Annotated in this window: 17 protein-coding genes and 1 tRNA gene; 15 read left to right on the top strand and 3 right to left on the bottom strand. The window is 58.9% G+C overall.

What is annotated here, in order from left to right:
* Nucleotides 1-96 precede the first annotated feature (96 nt).
* A complete protein-coding gene (locus ACI2JH_RS03300; protein ID WP_404735447.1) occupies nucleotides 97-642 on the bottom strand; it encodes a hypothetical protein in 546 nt (181 codons plus the stop codon).
* Nucleotides 643-787: 145 nt separating this feature from the next.
* Between ACI2JH_RS03300 and ACI2JH_RS03295 the strand changes: the two genes are divergently transcribed.
* The 4 genes from ACI2JH_RS03295 (at nucleotide 788) to ACI2JH_RS03280 (ending at nucleotide 5,185) form a co-directional block, all read left to right on the top strand.
* Complete coding sequence (locus tag ACI2JH_RS03295) at nucleotides 788-2,284, top strand: YifB family Mg chelatase-like AAA ATPase (RefSeq protein WP_404735446.1); 1,497 nt, start codon at nucleotides 788-790, stop codon at nucleotides 2,282-2,284.
* 63 nt (nucleotides 2,285-2,347) lie between these two features.
* Nucleotides 2,348-3,988 carry an AMP-binding protein gene (locus tag ACI2JH_RS03290; protein ID WP_404735445.1) on the top strand — a complete coding sequence of 547 codons (1,641 nt, stop codon included), beginning with the start codon at nucleotides 2,348-2,350 and terminating at the stop codon, nucleotides 3,986-3,988.
* Nucleotides 3,989-4,055: 67 nt separating this feature from the next.
* A complete protein-coding gene (locus tag ACI2JH_RS03285; protein WP_404735444.1) occupies nucleotides 4,056-4,727 on the top strand; it encodes a VOC family protein in 672 nt (223 codons plus the stop codon).
* Between the two features lie 26 nt (nucleotides 4,728-4,753).
* Nucleotides 4,754-5,185 carry a hypothetical protein gene (locus ACI2JH_RS03280; protein WP_404735443.1) on the top strand — a complete coding sequence of 144 codons (432 nt, stop codon included), beginning with the start codon at nucleotides 4,754-4,756 and terminating at the stop codon, nucleotides 5,183-5,185.
* Between the two features lie 105 nt (nucleotides 5,186-5,290).
* Here the strand turns inward: ACI2JH_RS03280 and ubiA are convergent, their stop codons facing one another.
* Both ubiA and ACI2JH_RS03270 read right to left on the bottom strand, forming a co-directional pair.
* Nucleotides 5,291-6,184: a 4-hydroxybenzoate octaprenyltransferase gene (gene ubiA / locus ACI2JH_RS03275; protein ID WP_404735442.1), complete on the bottom strand. Its 894-nt coding sequence runs from the start codon at nucleotides 6,182-6,184 to the stop codon at nucleotides 5,291-5,293.
* Nucleotides 6,185-6,304: 120 nt separating this feature from the next.
* Nucleotides 6,305-8,527, bottom strand: coding sequence for a polysaccharide biosynthesis tyrosine autokinase (locus ACI2JH_RS03270; protein ID WP_404735441.1), 2,223 nt, complete (start codon nucleotides 8,525-8,527; stop codon nucleotides 6,305-6,307).
* A gap of 731 nt (nucleotides 8,528-9,258) precedes the next feature.
* Here ACI2JH_RS03270 and ACI2JH_RS03265 point away from each other — a divergent pair.
* The 11 genes from ACI2JH_RS03265 (at nucleotide 9,259) to ACI2JH_RS03215 (ending at nucleotide 20,134) form a co-directional block, all read left to right on the top strand.
* Nucleotides 9,259-10,425, top strand: a complete 1,167-nt coding sequence (locus tag ACI2JH_RS03265) for a nucleotide sugar dehydrogenase (protein WP_404735440.1) — start codon at nucleotides 9,259-9,261, stop codon at nucleotides 10,423-10,425.
* 8 nt (nucleotides 10,426-10,433) lie between these two features.
* Nucleotides 10,434-11,414 carry an NAD-dependent epimerase gene (locus tag ACI2JH_RS03260; RefSeq protein ID WP_404735439.1) on the top strand — a complete coding sequence of 327 codons (981 nt, stop codon included), beginning with the start codon at nucleotides 10,434-10,436 and terminating at the stop codon, nucleotides 11,412-11,414.
* 145 nt (nucleotides 11,415-11,559) lie between these two features.
* Nucleotides 11,560-12,798, top strand: a complete 1,239-nt coding sequence (locus ACI2JH_RS03255) for an oligosaccharide flippase family protein (protein WP_404735438.1) — start codon at nucleotides 11,560-11,562, stop codon at nucleotides 12,796-12,798.
* A 3-nt stretch (nucleotides 12,799-12,801) separates the two neighbouring features.
* Nucleotides 12,802-13,383, top strand: a complete 582-nt coding sequence (locus ACI2JH_RS03250) for an acyltransferase (protein ID WP_404735437.1) — start codon at nucleotides 12,802-12,804, stop codon at nucleotides 13,381-13,383.
* Nucleotides 13,373-14,413 (top strand): polysaccharide pyruvyl transferase family protein, encoded by a 1,041-nt coding sequence (locus ACI2JH_RS03245; protein WP_404735436.1) that lies wholly within the window; start codon nucleotides 13,373-13,375, stop codon nucleotides 14,411-14,413. The genes ACI2JH_RS03250 and ACI2JH_RS03245 overlap by 11 nt, the downstream gene beginning before the upstream one ends.
* 13 nt (nucleotides 14,414-14,426) lie before the next feature.
* Nucleotides 14,427-15,665, top strand: a complete 1,239-nt coding sequence (locus tag ACI2JH_RS03240; RefSeq protein WP_404735435.1) for a glycosyltransferase — start codon at nucleotides 14,427-14,429, stop codon at nucleotides 15,663-15,665.
* 96 nt (nucleotides 15,666-15,761) lie between these two features.
* Nucleotides 15,762-16,571 carry a WecB/TagA/CpsF family glycosyltransferase gene (locus tag ACI2JH_RS03235; RefSeq protein WP_404735434.1) on the top strand — a complete coding sequence of 270 codons (810 nt, stop codon included), beginning with the start codon at nucleotides 15,762-15,764 and terminating at the stop codon, nucleotides 16,569-16,571.
* A 77-nt stretch (nucleotides 16,572-16,648) separates the two neighbouring features.
* Nucleotides 16,649-17,611 (top strand): glycosyltransferase family 2 protein, encoded by a 963-nt coding sequence (locus tag ACI2JH_RS03230; RefSeq protein ID WP_404735433.1) that lies wholly within the window; start codon nucleotides 16,649-16,651, stop codon nucleotides 17,609-17,611.
* On the top strand, nucleotides 17,601-18,764 hold the full coding sequence (locus ACI2JH_RS03225; RefSeq protein ID WP_404735432.1) for a hypothetical protein: 1,164 nt from the start codon (nucleotides 17,601-17,603) through the stop codon (nucleotides 18,762-18,764). The genes ACI2JH_RS03230 and ACI2JH_RS03225 overlap by 11 nt, the downstream gene beginning before the upstream one ends.
* 90 nt (nucleotides 18,765-18,854) lie before the next feature.
* Entirely contained in the window at nucleotides 18,855-19,928 is a 1,074-nt protein-coding gene (locus ACI2JH_RS03220) for an acyltransferase family protein (protein WP_404735431.1), read from the top strand.
* 129 nt (nucleotides 19,929-20,057) lie between these two features.
* Nucleotides 20,058-20,134 (top strand) — tRNA-Arg (locus tag ACI2JH_RS03215).
* Nucleotides 20,135-20,162 lie beyond the last annotated feature (28 nt).

Raw genomic sequence — 20,162 nt, 5'->3', positions numbered from 1 at the left:
TCATCAGGGGAGCCGGCGACTGTCGTCATAGTCACTTCGGAGGCATTGACACAGCAGAAGCGCTGGTGGGCGGAACACGTGGCCTCCCGCCGTCCTTCACTCCGATGCCGGCAGGTTCACCTGGATCGGCACGTTATCAATTGCAGCCGCAACACCGGGCAAGTAGCCGATCACCGGAAGCAACACCGCCAGCATCGGCGGACCTTCTTCGCCTGACTGCACCCATCTCCCACCGCATGCTGCCACCATGGCAACGAATAGTGCGAGGGCAACGCCCGCCCCGCGCCGCCAATTCAGCCGCATCGCAAGCAACACACCACCTGCGTGCACGGCCACAGTGACGGCTGCCCATATCGCCGTCTGCTGCACTTGGAACGCATCTGACAGCAGGCGGCCCGACAGTGCCGAGGGAAGCAGATACACCAACGCACTCGCGCACAGCAGCACGTAGAACTCGAGCCCCCTCGACGCCGTCAACAGCGGAACATCCTTGAACCACAACCACTGTGCGGCAAGACTTGCGGCCAAAGCGAAGGCGTAAAAGAAAGAGATGTAGCCAAGGTTGCTCGCCGACAGCGCCCAGCAGAGTGCTGCAATACCGAAGGCGGTATACGTACGTGCCCGTGAAGCTTTCCCGACCATGCTGCGCGTCTCCTTCGCTTGAGTAGCCCACCCGATGTAGCAGCGATCGTAAGTAGCTCCACCTACAGTACTGCGTTCCCTCCACCGACGTACAGCCAGCACCGCCTGCACCACACTGGGTTCCTGCATCCGAGGGAGTCACCGCATGAGCCTCGCGCTGGTCCACAGCCGCGCCCGTGCCGGCGCCGATGCGCCGCTGGTTCGTGTCGAGGTGCATCTGTCCGGTGGCCTGCCCGCTACACAGATCGTCGGCCTGCCGGAAACCACCGTCCGCGAATCGCGTGAACGCGTGCGCGCGGCGCTGCTCTGTGCGCGTTTCGACTACCCGCAGCGCCGCATCACCATCAACCTGGGCCCCGCGGATCTGCCCAAGGAGGGGGGCCGCTTCGATCTTGCCATTGCGATGGGCATCCTGGCCGCCAGTGGCCAGCTGGACCCGCAGCAGGTGGTCCGCCACGAGTACGTGGCCGAACTCGCGCTCACCGGCGAACTGCGCCCGGTCGATGGCGTGCTGCCGGCCGCCATCGCCGCAGCGGAGGCCAACCGTACGCTGTTCGTGCCGCCCGCCAATGCCGCCGAAGCCGCGCTGGCCGAGCATGCGGATGTGCGCGTGGCGCGCACGCTGCTGGAAGTCTGTGCATCGGTGGACAATCCCTCCCGCCTGCCCCGCGCCGAACGTGCCAGCATCGAGGCCGATCCGCCGCTGGACCTCACCGATGTGCGCGGCCAGCCGCATGCGCGGCGTGCGCTGGAGGTCGCTGCGGCTGGCGGTCACCACCTGCTGCTGATTGGCAGTCCTGGCTGCGGCAAGACCCTGCTAGCCTCCCGGCTGGCCGGCATCCTGCCCGAGGCCAGCCAGGCCGAGGCGCTGCAGAGCGCAGCCATCGCCTCGATCAGCGGCAGTGGCCTGGACCCGCGTCGCTGGCGGCAGCGACCGTTCCGCGCGCCGCACCACAGCGCCAGCCCTGCCGCATTGGCCGGTGGCGGCAACCCGCCCCACCCCGGCGAGATCTCGCTGGCGCACAACGGGGTGCTGTTCCTGGACGAACTGCCGGAGTGGTCGCGCATGGCGCTGGAGATCCTGCGTGAGCCGCTCGAATCGGGCCATATCCGGATCAGCCGCGCGGCGCGTAGTGCGGTGTTTCCCGCACGCTTCCAACTGGTCACCGCGATGAACCCGTGCCCCTGCGGCTGGGCCGGGGATCGCAGCAACCGCTGCCTGTGCACCAGTGAGCGCATCCAGCGCTATCGTGGCCGGGTGTCCGGCCCGTTGCTGGACCGCATCGACCTCCATGTCACGGTGACGCGGCTTTCGCCAGAAGAGCTGCGCGAGGGGGCTCCGGCAGGCGAGTGCAGTGCGGATGTTCGCTCAAGGGTGATCGCTGCGCGCGAACGCCAACTGCAGCGTGGCGCGCTCAATGCGCATATGGACAGCAAGGCACTTCGCTTGTGTGCGCACCTCTCCGAGGCCGACCAGAATCTGCTGGAGCAGGCCATCGAGCGGCTTCAGCTGTCTGCTCGTGCAATGCACAGGATACTGAGGGTGGCGCGCACGATTGCGGACCTGGCGGGGTGTGATGGCATCGATACCGCGCATCTGGCCGAGGCGATCGGTTATCGCCAGTTGGATCGAGGGGCTTAGGCGAGACCCACCCACAGCCACACGCAACCGGTTATCGTGCCAGACACGCCCCGGAGCTCCCCCATGACCTATCAACGTGCCGTGGATGACTTCAACCTCCACGACTGGGAAAGCCGCCTGCACGGAGACCTGCAGAACGGGCTCAATGCCTGCGTGGAATGCTGTGACCGCCATTGCGGGAATGATCGCTTGGCGCTGCGCTGGATCAGCACGGACGGCAGCCTGCACCTGTACACCTTCGAAGACCTGCGCGCGGCCGCATCCAGGGTCGCGCATGTGCTCACCGCACAGGGCATCGGCCGCGGCGACGTGGTGGCCGGCATGCTGCCGCGCACGCCGGAGCTGGTGGCCACGATCCTCGGCACGTGGCGCGTAGGCGCGGTGTACCAGCCGCTGTTCACCGCCTTCGGGGCCAAGGCCATCGAATCGCGGCTGCGCACCGGCCGCACCAGACTGGTGGTCACCGATCACATCAACCGGCACAAGCTGGATGATGTCGAAGACTGTCCGCCGGTCGCCACGATTCTCCCCGCCGACCAGCCTGCTGAAGCAGCGGACATCGACTGGCGCGCGCGCCTGGCCGACGCCGACAGCGCACCCTTCGAACCGGTGCTGCTGCGCGGCGATGCGCTGATGGTGCTGCTCTCCACCTCCGGCACCACCGGCGCGCCGAAGGGCGTTCCGGTGCCGCTGCGGGCGCTGATGTCCTTCGCCAGCTACATGCAGCTGGCGGTGGATCTGCGGCCCGGCGACGTGTTCTGGAACATCGCCGATCCCGGCTGGGCCTACGGGCTGTACTACGCGGTGATCGGCCCGCTGATGCTCGGCGAAGCGACCACCTTCAACGAGGCGCCGTTCACCGTGCAGGGCCTGCACGAGGTGATCGAACGGCTAGGCGTCACCAACCTGGCGGGCTCGCCGACCGCCTACCGGCAGATCATTGCGGCGGGCGAGGCATCGGCCGCGCGCGTCGCGGGCCAACTGCGGGCGGTCAGCAGTGCCGGCGAGCCGTTGAATGCCGAGATCGCGCGCTGGTTCACTGCCCATCTGTCCGCCACCGTACTGGATCACTACGGACAGACCGAAACCGGCATGGTGGTCAACAACCATCACGCGCTGGACCACGCCGTGCGTGCGGGGTCGTCCGGCTTCGCGATGCCGGGCTACCGCGTGGCGGTGCTGGACGATGACGGCCGCGAGCTGCCCCCGCGAACGCCAGGCATCCTGGCGATCGACATCGCGCGCTCGCCGCTGATGTGGTTCACCGGCTACTACGGCACGGACACGCCGGCCATCCGCAATGGCTATTATCTGACCGGCGACACGGTGGAGTGCGAGGACGACGGCTCGATCAGCTTCATCGGGCGATCCGATGATGTGATCACCTCGTCCGGTTATCGGATCGGTCCGTTCGACGTGGAAAGCGCGCTGCTGGAACATCCCGCCGTCGCCGAGGCGGTGGTGATCGGCGTTCCTGATGCGGAGCGCACCGAGATCGTGAAGGCCTTCGTGATCGCCAGTAATGGCATCGAAGGCGATGCGGCGTTGGCCGCGCAACTGCAGCAGTACGTGAAGACACGACTGTCCGCGCATGCCTATCCGCGGCTGGTGGAGTTCGTCAGTGAGGTCCCGAAGACGCCGAGCGGCAAGGTGCAGCGCTTCGTGCTGCGGGCAGCGGAAGTGGCCCGGCAAGCGGGGCAATGAGCCGGCGCGCGTGCGCTAGAATCACGTCAGTAGAGGCATGGGCCCTGGTCCCCTGCAGTGACTGAACATGCGTATCCGAAACCTCACCCTTCCCGTATCCGATCTCGATAGCGTCGCCCGCTACTTTCGCGACGCGCTGCAGCTGCCCGTGCACGAATACCAGGTAGTGATTGGCTGGAGCACCATCACCCTCGCTCCCGCCGATGCCCGGCCGGTCGGCGGCGTGCACCTGGCCTTCAACGTACCGGACAACCGCTTCGCCGAGGCGATGTCCTGGCTGCGCGCGCGCACGCCGTTGCAGCGTTCGCCCGATGGCAAGGACTACTTCGCCCTTGAAAGCAGTTGGCAGTCCCAGTCGGTGTACTTCACTGGCCCGGATGGGCTGATACTGGAATTGATCGGCCGGCGGCGCCTGCCTGCGTCATCGCACGTGGGGCCCTTCGATGGCAGCGAGCTCACCTGCCTGAGCGAGGTCGGCTTGCCGGTTGCCGATGTGCCGGCGACGCAGCGCGTGTTGAGCGAGCGCTTCGGGCTGCAGCCGCTGTCGGAACCTTCGCAGGTGTTCGCACCGATGGGCGATGACGAAGGCCTGCTGATCCTGGTGGATGCCACGCGTCACTGGTTCCCCGAACAGGTGGACCTGCCGAATGCACAGGGACTGGTGGTGGAGATTGAAGCGCGTCATGGGGCTGCGGAAGTGGCCGATGCCGGCCAAGGCTGGAGCGTGCACAGCCGCTGAGGGCCATCAAAAACAAAGCCCCGCGGGTGCGGGGCTCTGCTTCTTCAGCTCAGTGCAACAACTCATTCTTCTTCTTCGTTGGTGCCCTGCTGCTGGTTCTGGTTGCGCTGCTGCTGTTCCTGCTGCTGTTGCTGCTGCTGGTCGCGCTGACCCTGCTGACCCTGCTGGTTCTGCTGGCCCTGCTGGTTCTGCTGACCCTGCTGGTTCTTCTGGTTCTGCTGATTCTGCTGATTGGCCATCTGGATGTCTCCCTAAAGCCGCATGCGGAATGCCGCGGTCATGGCCATCCTCTGCAGACGCTGGTTAACCATGTGTGCGCATGTGTGGAGGACGGCGTCACGACGTTGTTTCCGCGCCTGCAAAACACCCCGAAACCCTTATGGAACAAGCACCTTAAGAGTTCATACTGGGATTGCATGTGTTCATGGCGCGGCGTGCTTTGGCCTATTCAGCCGTAGCCTGGATCGTGACGTTCCGATGACGACGTCATGCCGTTGCATGGGTGGGTGACGACCGTTGGTCGTCACGCTCTTGCCGCTGCGCTCGCCGAGCGTGGCTCGGCGCTACCTGACTGCCAGTGCCACCGCGATCCCCACGAACAGCGCCGCCCCCACCCAGTTGTTATGCAGGAACGCCTTGAAGCACGGATCGCGCTCGCGATTGCGGCACAGCCAGAACTCATACGCCACCAGCCCGGCCGCCACGCCTACCGAAACGAAGTAGTACACCCCCAGCTCCGCCCGCACGCCCACCAGCGTCATCGCCGCCAGGAACAGCGCGTACAACACGCCCTGGATCACCAGATCCAGATCCCCGAACAGGATGGCGGTGGAATGCGAGCCCATCTTCAGGTCGTCATCGCGGTCCACCATCGCGTACCACGTGTCATACGCGGTGGACCACAGGATGTTGCCCACATACAGCAGCCACGCCAGTGCCGGCACCTCACCCTGCACGGCAGCGAAGGCCATCGGAATGCCCCAGCCGAAGGCCATGCCCAGGTACACCTGCGGCAGGTGCGTATAGCGCTTCAGGTACGGGTAGCTCGCCGCCAGGAAGATGCCGACGAAGCTCAGCGCCACGGTCAGCCAGTTCATTGTCAGTACCAGGGCGAAGGCCACCAGCATCAACACCGCGAACAGCATCAGCGCGTTCCGGCCACGCACCGCGCCGCTGGCCAGCGGACGATCCTTGGTTCGCTTGACGTGCGGGTCCAGCCAGCGGTCGGCGTAATCATTGATCACGCAACCGGCCGAACGGGTCAGCCAGACCCCGGCGGTGAACACGAACAGCGTCCACAGCGGCGGCAGCCCGCCCGACGCCAGCCACAGCGCCCACCAGGTGGGCCAAAGCAGCAGCAACGTACCGATCGGGCGATCGGCGCGCATCAGTTTCCAGTAATGCCGCCAGCGCGGCGTCGCGTCCGCGCGGGACGCATCAAGGGGAGTGTGTGACATGGGGAAATGATACTCCCGCCGGGCAAAGGCCCAGGTAGTGACGGCCGCTGGCCGTCATGCGTCTGCAATCGGTGGGTGACGACCGTTGGTCGTCACGCCTTGGCCCTCAGAACAACAGCCTCAATCCTTGCCGTCGGACTTGTACTCGTAGTACCCGTAGCTGTAATAGCCCGTCGCACGCTTTTCCACCGCGTTGAAGATCGCGCCCTTGATCTGCACGCCGTTCTGTTCAAAGCGCTGCAGGGTAAGCAGGATTTCCTTCGCCTGGTTCACGCCGAAACGGGTGACCAGCAGGCTCGATCCGGCATGCGTAGCGACCAGCGCCGCATCGGTCACGGCCAGGATCGGCGGGGTATCCACGATGATCAGGTCGTACTGCGCCGACAGCGACTCCAGCATCTGCTGGAAGCGCGGGTGCATCAGCAGCTCGGCCGGGTTCGGCGGAATGTCACCACGCACCATGTAGTGCATGTTGTCCAGACCCGGCACCGGATGGATGGCCGCCTCGACTGCCAGCTTGCCGCCCAGCACGTCCGAAAGGCCCTTCTGGTGCGAGATGCCCAGCAGCTTGTGCAGGGTGCCCTTGCGCATGTCCGCATCGATCACCAGCACGCGCTGGCCAGCCTGTGCGATGACCGCGCCCAGGTTGCTGGACACGAACGTCTTGCCGACGCCCGGACGCGGGCCGGAGATGGTCAGGATGTTGTTCTTCGCCTCCAGCATCGCGAAGTGCAGGCTGGTACGCAGGCTGCGCAGCGCTTCCACCGTGGGATCTGCCGGGGAGCTGACCGCAAGCAGATGCTGGCGGCCGTCGGCAACAACACGGGTGCCGTGCTTGCCCTTGCGCAGCTTCGGCAGCGCGGTTGAGACGCTGAGCGGGATCGTGGCGTAGACCGGCAGGCCGAGCTCTTCGATAACTGCGGGGTCTTCGATGCCGGGGTTCAGCATCCGCTGCAGGAACACGAAGGCCGTGGCGAGAAAAGCGCCAAGCAGGGTGGCGATGGCCACGATCAGCGACTTGCGCGGCTTGACCGGGTGGGCGATGTCCACGGCGGCCGGATCAACGATGCGCACGTTGCCCACGGCACCGGCACGGGCAACGTCCAACTGTTGGGCCTGGTTGAGCAGCGCGGTGTACATCTCGTTGCTGACCTGCAGGTCACGGGTCAGGCGCAGCAGTTCCTGCTGCGTATCCGGCAGCTGGCCGACCTGGCGCTGGAAACCGACCTTGCGGCCTTCCAGGCTGCTGATCTGCGACAGCAGTGCGCGGTAGGCGGGATGTTCGCGGGTGAAGCTGCGATCCATCTCCGCCTGCTTCAGGCGCAGCTGCTGGATGCTGGCCTCAACGGCAACCTCCTGGTCCAGCAGACCCTTGGTCTGCATGGTGATGTCGACCGAGTTCGCCTTCGATTGATAAGCGGTCATGGCGACCTGCGCCTGCTCCACCTGGCGGCGGACAACCGGCAGCTGCTCGCGCACGAAATCAAGCTGTGAGGCTGCTTCAGCGGAGCTGCGTTCGACATTCTGGCGGACGTAGGCATCGGCGACGCGGGCGATGACCGCCTCTGCCAGCATCGGATCCTCGTTCTCGTAGCTGAGCTGCAGAATGCCCGATTCCTTGCCCTGCTCCACCGCCTGCACGGCCTCCTGCAGGCTGGACACCACATCGAAGCGACGCAGCTTGACCAGATCAAAGCGCGTATCCGGGTTGGCGCGCAGGGCGACCACTTCCAGCGTTACGCCGCGACCTTCGGCCGCCTTGCCCGCTTGGCCGCGCAGGATTTCTTCGCCCTCATCGTCGTACAGCACGAAGCTGCCCGCAGCGCCGGCCTGCAGCACCAGCGGCGCGCCGATCATCTGCGCAGGAACGTCCAGGCGATGAATCTGCACGGCTTCGCCACCCCAGCCATAGCTGCTGGCACCAAAACGCGGCGGCGCGACGGCGTCGGGGGTTTCCGGCTTGAATTTGCGTGCGAAGTACTCGCCCACCAATGGGAATCGACGCGGGGTAATCACGGTGTCCAGCTGCAACTGGTCCACCGCAGTACCAATGACGGTGCGCGAGGTAAGCAGCGCGACTTCGGTCGTCGCAGCCGCACTGGTCGGGGCACCCATCGATGCGAGGTCCGAAATGCCGGGGATAGCTGGCACCTTCGACTCCACCTGCACCATGGACTGCGCCTGGTACACCGGCGAGGCGAGCAGTGCGTAGGCTGCGCCGACGATGAAGAACAGCGCGGTCGTTCCAATGATCCACCACTTACGGTCAATCAGAACACCCAGCAGCTCCCGCAGATCGATCTCGTCTTCCTTGACCACACTTGATCCCGTTTGCTTTGTCATTGCTTCCACTTGATTCAGGACCAGCCGCGCAAGGCGCAGGGCGGATCGGTCGGATTTCTATATCAGGGCAACCCAGGACAACCGCTCCTACGGGCCACCAACCACGTCGCATCATGAAGCCTGTAGAAGGGACCAATTCCTTTCCCCATCAAGCACTTGACACCGATGCTCAGGGCCAAGCGCGACAGTTTACCGCATCACAGCAAACGAGCGGGCCGTTATGCCAGGCTGGGCCCGAGAAAAGTGTGACGCAGTTCCAACGAATCTCGTTTGTAGTAAGGCGTGTCTGCTGACGCAAGATTGCGCATGCCGCGTGAGCCCACGATTGGTATCATCACTGCCCCGATTGTCGAGGGCATGAATCCGTTCATGACTCACCGCGCAGGGAGCCCATAGGGTATCGGGCAATAGCCAAAGGACTGAAGGACCAGCCCCCATGCCAGCGCAATACACTCCGGTGACCCGATCAATCGAAGCACAGGCGAGAATGAATCACGCCATGCCTGCGATGGCTTCAAGTGTGATTCCGATGGAATCTGTCGCATCTGCCTGTAGTACGATCCCCTACGCTTGCAGGGAGCGGCCCTACAGGGAGCACCCAGCGGCACAAGTTCCATCAGTAACGGGTAGTGGCGAACAGTGGCGCGTCTGAGGGGGCACGCGCCTTCACTGGCTTCGTCATTCCTGCCTCCCCCATCGCAGTGCGTAGAAGATACAAAGGATCCCCCGCAATGAAGATTGCCGTGGCCGGGACAGGGTATGTCGGCCTGTCCAATGCTGTCCTGTTGGCGCAGCACCACCAGGTTGTTGCATTTGATATCAATGCCGCACGCGTGGAAAAGATCAACGCGCGAAAGGCGCCTATTGAAGACTTCGAGATCGAAGATTTCCTCGCCAACAAGTCACTGAACCTGGTTGCCACGCTGGAGCGACGCGAGGCTTACGAAGGCGCTTCGTTCGTCATCATCGCAACGCCGACGGACTACGATCCGCAGACCAACTACTTCAACACCTCCTCAGTAGAGTCGGTGATCCGCGATGTGCTGGAAGTCAATGCAGATGCAGTGATGATCATCAAATCCACGGTGCCTGTGGGTTGCACGGCAGAATTGCGGGCCCGGTTCGGCACTGAGAACATCATCTTCTCGCCGGAGTTCCTGCGAGAAGGCAAGGCGCTGTATGACAACCTGCACCCAAGCCGCATCATCGTAGGCGAGCGTTCCGAGCGCGCCGCGACGTTTGCCGGCCTGCTGCAGGAAGGCGCCATCCGCAAGGACGTGCCGACGCTGTACACCGACGCCGCAGAAGCGGAGGCGATCAAGCTGTTCGCCAACACCTATCTGGCGATGCGCGTTGCCTACTTCAATGAACTGGATACGTACGCTGCCACTGCCGGCATGGATACGCGGCAGATCATCGAAGGCGTGAGCCTGGATCCGCGCATTGGCGGCCATTACAACAACCCCTCGTTCGGCTACGGCGGTTACTGCCTGCCGAAGGACACCAAGCAGTTGCTGGCCAATTACAGCAACGTGCCGCAGAACCTGATCAATGCGATCGTGGATGCAAACCGGACCCGCAAGGACTTCGTTGCCGATGAGGTGATCCGCCGCAAGCCGAGGGTTGTTGGCATTCACCGGCTGGTGATGAAGGCCGGATCGGATAATTTCCGCGCCTCCGCCATCCAGGGCGTGATGAAGCGCATCAAGGCTAAAGGCATTGAAGTGATCGTTTACGAACCCGTCCTGGATGAAGCGACGTTCTACGGGTCGCGGGTGGAGAAGGATCTCGAGGCATTCAAGCGCGAGGCGGATGTCATCGTGGCCAATCGGGTGACCGAGGACCTGCAGGACGTGGTCGACAAGGTGTACAGCCGCGATCTTTTTGGCGCTGATTGAGACTGAAAATGAAAATTCTAGTTACGGGCGCAGCGGGTTTCATCGGCTTTCATAGCTCTCTACGCCTGCTCGAAGCAGGCCACGAGGTGGTGGGAGTCGACAACCTCAATGACTATTACGATGTCAGCTTGAAGACGGCGCGACTCAAGCTTCTGAGTGGATTCAACTCTTATTGTTCCAAGGAACTTGATCTTTCCAACAGGGCCGCAATCGCCACTCTCTTTGAATCAATGTCCTTCGATGCCGTCCTGCACCTCGGAGCTCAGGCCGGCGTCCGCTACTCCATTGAGAACCCGTTTGCATACATTGATAGCAACGTGGCAGGTACGCTCACTGTTCTGGAAGGGTGTCGAAATACGGGTGTCGCTCACCTTGTCTACGCCTCCTCCTCTTCCGTCTACGGCGCAAACAAAAAACAACCGTTTGCAACCTCAGATCGCACCGACGCACCGGTCTCGCTCTACGCGGCGACGAAGAAGTCGAACGAGCTCATGTGCCAGACATACGCCCATCTATACCGCCTCCCAATCACGGGTTTTCGGTTCTTTACCGTATACGGACCTTGGGGCCGTCCAGATATGGCCTATTTCAAGTTCGCCAACGCGATAATGTCGGAAAAACCCATCGATATTTATAACCGCGGCCAGATGGAACGGGACTTTACCTATATTGATGACATCGTCGATGGGTTATTTAAGGCAGTGACATCGCCCGCACTCTCTGCCCAAGACAAGACGCCACATCGCGTTTACAACCTGGGAAACCACCGGCCCGAAAAGCTTCTGGACCTCGTAGAGATACTGGAGCACGCACTGGGCAAGCGTGCAGAGAAGAACTACCTCCCAATGCAGCCGGGCGACGTTATTTCAACGTTCGCGGATATAGGAGACGCCGCAGCTGATTACGGCTTTAAACCTAAAACCTCTCTTTCACAGGGCATCGAGAGGTTCGCCGACTGGTACCGCGACTTTTATCAACTACCCAAGTAAAGTCCGTCTGAAAGGCACAGTGCACTACCGTCATCCCCCGCCCCATTAACCCTGGCGCGCAATACTTGGACCCCATTAGATGCGATTTCGCAGACTAGCCGACCTACTTCGGGAGTCATTCAACAATCGCGTAATGCGCGGAACCATGTCATTGATCCTGGGCAGCGCTGCTGCGAAAGCAATCGGACTAGCGGTGATGCCAGTCCTAACGAGGCTGTATGACCCAGCGGATTTCGGACGACTATCGCTTTATGTGTCAGTAACAACAATTATTGGCTCGGTGCTCACGCTACGTTACGTCGTAGCGCTTCCAATCCCAACATCCGCGTTTCGCGCAAGAGCTCTTCTGCTGCTGAATACCATTCTGATCGTTGGGATGACCGCGGCAATGCTACTCATATCGCTTGTTCTACTGAAAACGGGTGCATCTGATCTGCTGCTCGGGCGACTTGATGGCTTCTGGACGCACTACTGGTGGCTCGTTCCAATAGGGGGGGCGGGATTTGCCTCCTACGAATTACTTACCATGTGGGCAACAAGGGAGAAGCAGTACTCCGCCATCTCTCGCTCACAGGTATGGCAGACCATTAGTGGGACCGTGTTCAAGGTAGCTGGCGGATTCTACGCACCAGGCCCGCTCAGCCTCATAGTGGGCCAATTGGTCCAGCAAAGCGGCGGGATTCTTGGCATCTTGAAGAGTTACTTCCGCGCCATTCGCAAGTCAGCCGCGTCTTTCACGCCGCGCCATTTATCGCTAGTTTTTCTTCGACACCTTGAGTTTGCATATTACAAACTTCCGTCACACTTCATCTATTCACTTGCGGCCCAGACGCCGATTATTTTCAGCAGTTACATGTGGGGGAGCTCTACTACCGGGCAGCTGGGACTCGCCTTCCAGGCTATCGCCGTACCCTTGATGTTGATTAGCCAAAATGCAAGCAGAGTGTATTACGCGGAACTGGCCGCCACAGGTAGGCGCGACTGCGAAACCGCACTGAAATTGACCCGATATATGGCCGTACGACTCTTCGCCATCGGCCTGCTGATCGCTGCCGGAATATTTATTGTCGCGCCATCAATATTCACATTGGCATTCGGAAACAACTGGCTTGAAGCCGGCGAGTTCGCCAGGGCTCTTTCAATATACATACCTTTCCAGTTTGTCGCCTCACCCTTGATCATGGCTTACAATATTTACGGCAACCAAAAGCAAGTCCTGGCTTTACATTGCATTAGAGCAGCCCTCGTAGTTGGCGTATTTGCGATCTGCTACCGCATAGGGCTGAGCGCGATATCGACCATATACGTATATTCAGTCGTGATTTCAGCGCACTACACATTCGTGTTCTTCGACGTCGTTCGATCAATCCGCAACCAGAGGTGACTGATGCCGAAGGAACTGCTCCGCAGCCTGCTGATACACATCGCCACTGCATATAAACAAGCCCAAGGGTTTTTCGATAAAGCCTTGGGTGCCGCAGCCCTGGAGCGGATTCCACATAAGGGCCGCATGTGCGTCTTCGAGGGAGATGGACGCCTGATAGACCCCGATAAACTTGAGCTGGGAGACGACGTCTATATCGGCAGGAATTTCTTCATCCGAGCCACCGGGGGAATTTCTATCGGCTCATATACGCATATATCAAGGAACGTGGTACTCCATACTGTGAATCACAATATGAACGGCACTCTCCTGCCTTATGACCGAACTAATATTTTGAGGCCAATTAAGATTGGCGAGTATGTTTGGATCGGAATGAACTGTGAGATTCTGCCTGGAGTGTCGATTGGTGACGGTGCGGTCATCGGCATGGGAACTACTGTTTCCAAAGACGTTGAGGCAGGGGCGATTGTAGTGGGTAGTGCTCAACGTGTCGTAGGCCACAGAGACGCCGCACTCACTTCGCAGCTTTTAGAGCAAGAGAAATTCCTTCGAATCAAGAGCGGATGGGCTTCAAGTGGAAAATAATAGAATCGTCGCGGTGCACGGATCGTACTTCGCGGACAACTATGGCGATACGCTTCTCGTACGCATCCTCTGCGACATGGCAGCGGCGCACGTCGGCAGAAGCAACGTCTTTCTCGCGGTTGAAGGTGATGAGAGAGAATTGCAGGATATTGGCTATCCTGTCGTACCCAAAGATAAGAGAGATCAAGTGACGCATCTCCTCTTCGGCGGCGGCGGATACTTCGGCGAGCGATCCAGCAAGCTGCTCGATAACGTCAAATGGTCCATCCGGAACTATCGCCGCCACTTGGCCTGGACAGGCAGCTTTACGAATGCGCGCCGGGCCGTCATCGGTGCAGGCTTTGGTCCGATCAGCAATAAACTGCTGCGGATGAAAGTTCGCTCTTTTATGCAGAGTGCCGAGCTGGTACTAGTGCGCGATGCGGAATCGCTCAAGTTCATGCAGGCGTACAAGATCTCACATCGGAACTCCGGCACGTGCGTTGACCTTGCGTTGTCGTTGCCGATTGCAGATCACACGCGCTCCGGCGTTGCGCTTCACATCGATAATTTCTCAACGCAAGAAATGGACGAAGTGTTTCAGGGTCTTGCGGCGGCCTCTATGCATATATCCCATGTCGACGTAATCTTCGACAACAAACCCAGCGATACGGTAGAGAGCCGACTGAAGTACGCACAAGCAGCAACGAACGCCGGGCTCGCTGAGTGCAATTTCTTTCCCTATACAGGGGTAGATTCACTGGTAGCTCGGGTGGCCACGTATGAGCTAGTTGTCACCAGCAAACTGCATGTTGGAATTACCACAATAGCCCAGGGCGGTCGTGCCATCGCGATCCCAGGGCATCAGAAGACGATTCGCCTTTATAAGCAACTTGCCCTCGAGCGCTTTTGCATCTCGAGAAGCCGCCTGCAGCGCAACGTTCTTACGGAGGCAGTTGACGACTTGGCCAGCTACGCCCCCGATCGCAGTGTGATCGCAGAAGGCCTGGGGCGTGTTGAAGCCGCGCTGTCGACCTTTCTTGTAAAATGAGCGTTTCTCATCAATGAAAGTCGCACTCGTCGTTAATCGCTTCCCCGTCCTATCGGAATCCTTCATCGTGCGCTTGGCGCAGTCGCTGGACCAAGACGGGATCGGGCTGAGCGTCTATGCACTGAACGGATTTGATGAGCCATTGCTCCAGCGCCTTTCGCCCTATTTGTGGGACCGCGTGCGCAGTGGTGACGTGGCAGTTCATTATCCCGCCGGCTCGCATCGAGGCGGGCGTCTCCGCATCATTTCGCTTATCTTGCATGCCATCTTTAGTCTTTTCCTTAGCCCACTTTATTCACTGGAAATGGCATGGAGGGGGCTGAGATTTAGAAGCATCATCGGGGCGCTCACCTATCATCGGCTTTCTCACGGAAACAGCCATGACGTCGTGCATGCCCAGTTCTTGACCATGGCAGTGCCAGTTGTCGCGGCCCACCGCATTCTGGGCACCAATCCCTGCGTAACAATCGTCTCTTACGTTAGGGGTTACGACGTAACTAAGATTGGCGCGGTCGCCTCTGGCGAGCTAACGATGATCAAAAACGCGAACCGACTGGACGGAATTTGCTCCGTATCGAAAAGCTTGGCGGCGCGGCTGGCAGATTTGGGGCTAGGGGACATCCCCAGTGAGATCATCTATTCGGGCATACCGGTCACCGCGCTGAGGTACTCGGGCGACAGGGCAACTTTAGGCTCAGCTGTCACGTTCGTCCAGGTGGGCCGCATGGTCGAGAAGAAGGGACACGATCTTTCGCTCAAGATGCTCGCGGCCCTCGATGACTCATCTACGCTCAGCTTCGTCGGCGACGGGCCGCTTAGGGCTGAACTCGAGCTCTTGGCTGGAACCCTGGGTCTCTCACATCGCGTCACGTTCCATGGATCCAAGACGCATCAGGAATCGATTGACATTATCTCCGCGAGCACCTTCATGCTTGCGCCGAGCAGGACTGCGGCGGACGGAGACTCGGAGGGTATCCCCAACGTAGTTAAGGAAGCCATGGCGCTTGGAGTCGTGTGCATTGGCAGTGATCACTCAGGCATTCCTGAAATAATCTCTGATGAAGTCACAGGATTTCTGTTCAAAGAGAATGATGTTCAGTCTTTCCTAAGCACGGTCAGGAAGGCAATGGCAGATTCCGACGCTCTTGGTCGTATAGCAATTAGCTCCCGGGAGCTGGTTGAACGAGAGTTCGATAGCGATAAAACCTCCTCGCGGCTACGCGATTTCTACAGACGCGCGATCTCAAGATGACTGGACTCTGTTCACCCCCACTTGTAGAGAAAGAAGTACGGTTCACGCGATACACCAGGAGAGCCTCCATCTCCTGTACTACAGGAAGCGATCCACATGCGTAGCGTAGAAGAAGCTGTCAAAGTTGAAGCCTCCCACTTCAAAACGGTTACGTTTGGTGATTTTCAGATTGCATGTGCGTCGAGATCTGACTTGGTGTCACTGGCCCTCACCGATTGCAACAATGAGCGACCACAGCCTCGGCTTGTATTCGACGCCAATGGTCATGCGCTTTCGCTTGCCAGAACGAATGCTCTATACGCAACGCTGGTAGCTCAAGCAGACCTGATTCATGCTGATGGCGGTTTCTTGGTGACGCTATCTAGATGGCTAGGCCTGAACGCGATTCCGGAGAGAAGTGCGACGACTGACATGCTGCATGATTTTTCCCAAGCGTTCGAAGGTACTCCGTACAGCTTCTATCTGCTTGGTTCAGACGAGCAGGTCAACTCCAAGTGCAGCGATGTTCTTCAGCGTGCATACCCCACGCTGAATCTGGCAGGCAGGCGTAACGGCTTCTTCGCTAGCGATGAAGAAGAACAGATAGTCTCTGACATCAATCAAAGTGGTGCGGACATTCTTTGGGTGGGCCTCGGCAAGCCAAAGGAGCAGGAATTCTGCATTCGCTGGCGCGCCAGCCTCAAAGTCCGCTGGATCATTACTTGTGGTGGATGCTACAACTACGTAACTGGGGATTATCCACGCGCTCCCCAGTGGATGCAGGACTGGAATGTTGAGTGGGTACACCGGCTCTGCACTCGGCCGCGCGCTCTTTTCATGCGCTACTTCATCACTACACCGCACGCTCTGTGGATTGCACTGACCTCGCATTCCCGCCGCGATCAGAAGCATCTCGACACCCAGTAGCTCCACCCATGTTGAAACCTGCATTCGTCACGATCCAACGCCTTTGAGTGCGCTTGCATAACGCCGAGCTGATCATCATGAGTAATCCGAGCTTAAAGATGCCTCCTTTCTTCTCTGTAGTAATTCCGACGTATAACCGCTCGGATTCGATCTCCAGGACGCTTCGGTCTGTCATGGGCCAGAGCTTTTCAGATTTTGAATGCATCGTCGTTGACGATGGCTCTGCCGATATCGAGAAGCTGATGTCCGTTGTCGAGAGCCTTAACGACTCCCGGTTCAAGGTTGTCACTCGCGAGAATGGAGGGGGAGGTGCAGCCAGGAACACTGGAATCGACGCATGCGCAGGACGCTACATAGCATTCCTCGACTCTGATGATCTGTTCACCACAGACAAGCTGCAGAGATTTTTTGATGTGTTGAGCGTAGAGCCGCATCAAGCCATGTACTCCTACGCCAACGTTGATCGCGGCGTCATCGGTAAAATGTGGCAACGGCCTGACCGTCCAATTGCTGCCCAGGAATCAATGGGCAGCTACTTGTTCATTTCCAATCAGTTTGTGCAGACATCCACAATTGTCATTCAAAAGGATGTTGCAGGGAAGGTCCGCTTTGACCCAGCTCTGCGCAAGGGTCAGGATCTCGATTTCTGCCTAAGGCTTGACAAGGCTGGCGTCAGATTCCAGATGTTGGAACGACCGTTGGTCATATGGACGGATGTCAGCGAGATCGGCAGGACATCACGACACGCCGGTGCGAAGGCTCCAACGGAGTGGCTTAGGACACATTCGCATTTGATGACCCCCCAAGAAATAATGGGGTACAGAGCAACTGTGCTCGCTTACTATCAACCTAAATACAAATTCCTGACCGTGGGCAAAGACCTTCTCGCGGGAGTCCTGATCGCTAAAGTTCCAGCTAGAATTGCCATGCGCCAGCTCCTAAGATTCAGCTTGCCACGTGGGGTATACCGCGGCCTAGTGAGCTTCGCGGTAAAGAAGCTTTCTCAGAAGGCTGCTGCTGGAGAGCCCAGTGCTAACTAATAATCTGCTCAGCATCAAACGCAGACCTTGGCCAGTCTCAATCCTTTACCTTGGCGCGATTGCAGTCCTGCTGACAGGGTGGCTTCCCACGCTGCTCGGCGCACGTATTGGTGAACCGCTGTTGGATGTCCTGTTCTTGGGCTCATCCGCTGCGATGCTTGTGAGATACGGAGCCCGCAAGGGAGTATTGCTGGCACAGGAGATTGGTTGGGCAATCTATCTGATAATCGGGGCTGTGCTAGCCGTCCTGCTCCGAGGCGTGCATCCACTGGATTTTGCCCAGGCATACAAGTTTGTCTGGTATCTGGTCCTCTTGGCGCCTTTCGCATGGTCCCGCGCCGCGATGGCACCGAGCGACTTCAATCGACTACTCAACTTGTCGCTCTTCATGTTCTTCACGGTGTATCTGATCAAGCGCCTCCTTGGCGACGACAGGCCCGTACTGATGACAGAGAACAATTTTGAGATAATATTCCTTGCACTACTGTATTTTAGCGTCTACGTTTCCGGAATAAGGCCGACTGCAGCGCAGACTTTTCTTTTGCTAGGCATCGTGGTACTTTCCGGCTCTCGCTCGGCGGCCGTTGCAGTTGCGCTCGTTGTCGCCTTCTCGTTCGACTTCAAATCTCGCAACGCTGCGAAGATTCTCGGAGGCACGGTCGCGGCAGTGATCGGCATAGCGCTGGCACTCGTAGTCTTCGAGAGCCGCTCCGAGGGCGGCATCGAGACAATCGATCGATTCAGATTCTTCCTTCTTTTCTTGGAGTCGGTTAAGGACTGGACCTTAGCAGATTACTTGCTCGGCGCTGATCGGCTGACCCCTCTGCCGCCCTACGTTTGTTCCCAACTTGCTTTCTATAGCGTTCTCTTCAGCTACGAGAACACTGGAAGCTGCTATTCAGTTATCTTGCACAGTTTCAATCTTCGTATCGTTTACGACCACGGGCTCCTGATCTCAGCCCTCATGATCCTCTATCTGCTTCATCTGACAAGAAGTGCATCAATCGCACAGCGTGTCTGCGTAATCGGGATCGTTTTGGCCAGTGGTCTCTCGGTTTCAGCGCTCAACAACGTCTATACCGCACTGGGGATTGGCTTGTTCTGCATGGCTGCCTCGAGTCGGATTCAGAGCAACGCCGTTGCCGATAATTAAGAAACATATATACACCGATGATGCTCCCTGCTTCCATTCGCGCCAATGGCAGTTGGTCGCTCGACTTATCTAGTGACTCAGGACGAAATGATGAAGGCCACCGTTAACGTTGAGTGGATCGACTGCGCTAAGGGCCTTGGAATTTTGCTGGTAGTCTATGGCCACGTTGCGCGTGGTCTTGTTTCATCTAAGATCATGGCTGATGACATAGTTTTTCGCTCGATTGATGCGATTATCTACGCGTTCCACATGCCATTGTTCTTCTTTGTCTCTGGAATCTTCTTCATTTCATCATTGGAGAGGCGTGGACGAGGAGGTCTTTTCCTCAACAAAATCGACACCATTCTTTATATATACGCGATCTGGTCGATCATCCAAGGATCGATCGAAGTCGCGCTGTCGTCTGTAACAAATGGGCATGCCACGTGGATGGATGTCGCCAAATCCCTGTGGGAACCCCGTGGTCAGTTTTGGTTTCTCTTCGCACTTTTTTTCATATTCTGCATCTCGATAATAATATATCGGAGAGATCGCACCTCCTCCGCACTACTTGCTCTTGCCCTGGGAACATCGGTTTACTTTTCTCAGAAACTCTACTCTCCGGCGCCGACGCTCGGTTACATAACTAGCAACTTCGTTTTCTTCGCGATAGGCGTTGCGTTCAACAAGTGGGGGCCTCGTTTCGAGAAGATGGTTACAGCGCGCTTGATTTTCTACGTGGCGCTCTTCGTCGCGACACAAGCTTTGATTTATCTTATGACCGGTGTTGAGCGGGGGCAAGCCGACCTCCGGAGCCTGACGCTGGCGCTTCTTGGCATCGCGAGCACTCTCTCCATATCAGTCCTTGCGGCCCGTTCCCAGCAGCGCTGGTTGATCACAGTAGGTGCGATGTCAATGAGCATCTTCCTGATGCACATCATTGCAGGTAGTGGCGCTCGTGTGATCCTGAGTAGATATGCCGGAATTTCAAACGAGTACATTCATCTTGTGGTCGGCTTCGGTTTTGCTGTTATGGTTCCGATCGTTGCAGTCAAACTGCTGCCAAGGATGGGGCTAGGATTTTTGTTCGGCCCTCCCAAGTTCATCGCCGTATCCAACCGAGCACGCTTTACCTCAGGCCCGCCGCTCTCAGCTGGGGAGCGGCCTCGCCCTGATGAGTCGTGATCGTGGCCTACACCTCAGGGGCAGACTTGTTAGCAACAATTGGATAGAATACGGGCCGGACATCACTTTGCCGGCTCGTGCGATGCAGGCACGGTACCTTGAGATGTTTCGCGATAGAAGCAGGACAGCGCGCTCGTAGCTCAGCCGGATAGAGTAGTGGCTTCCGAAGCCATTGGTCGGGGGTTCGAATCCCTCCGGGCGCACCATCTGAACGTCTTACACCGTCTTATGAAG

It is taken from the genome of Stenotrophomonas sp. NPDC078853 (assembly GCF_044901215.1).
Classification (GTDB): Bacteria; Pseudomonadota; Gammaproteobacteria; order Xanthomonadales; family Xanthomonadaceae; genus Stenotrophomonas; species Stenotrophomonas lacuserhaii.
The sequence above is the reverse complement of the archived record's forward strand: the minus strand, read 5'-3'. Positions and strand labels throughout refer to the sequence as shown.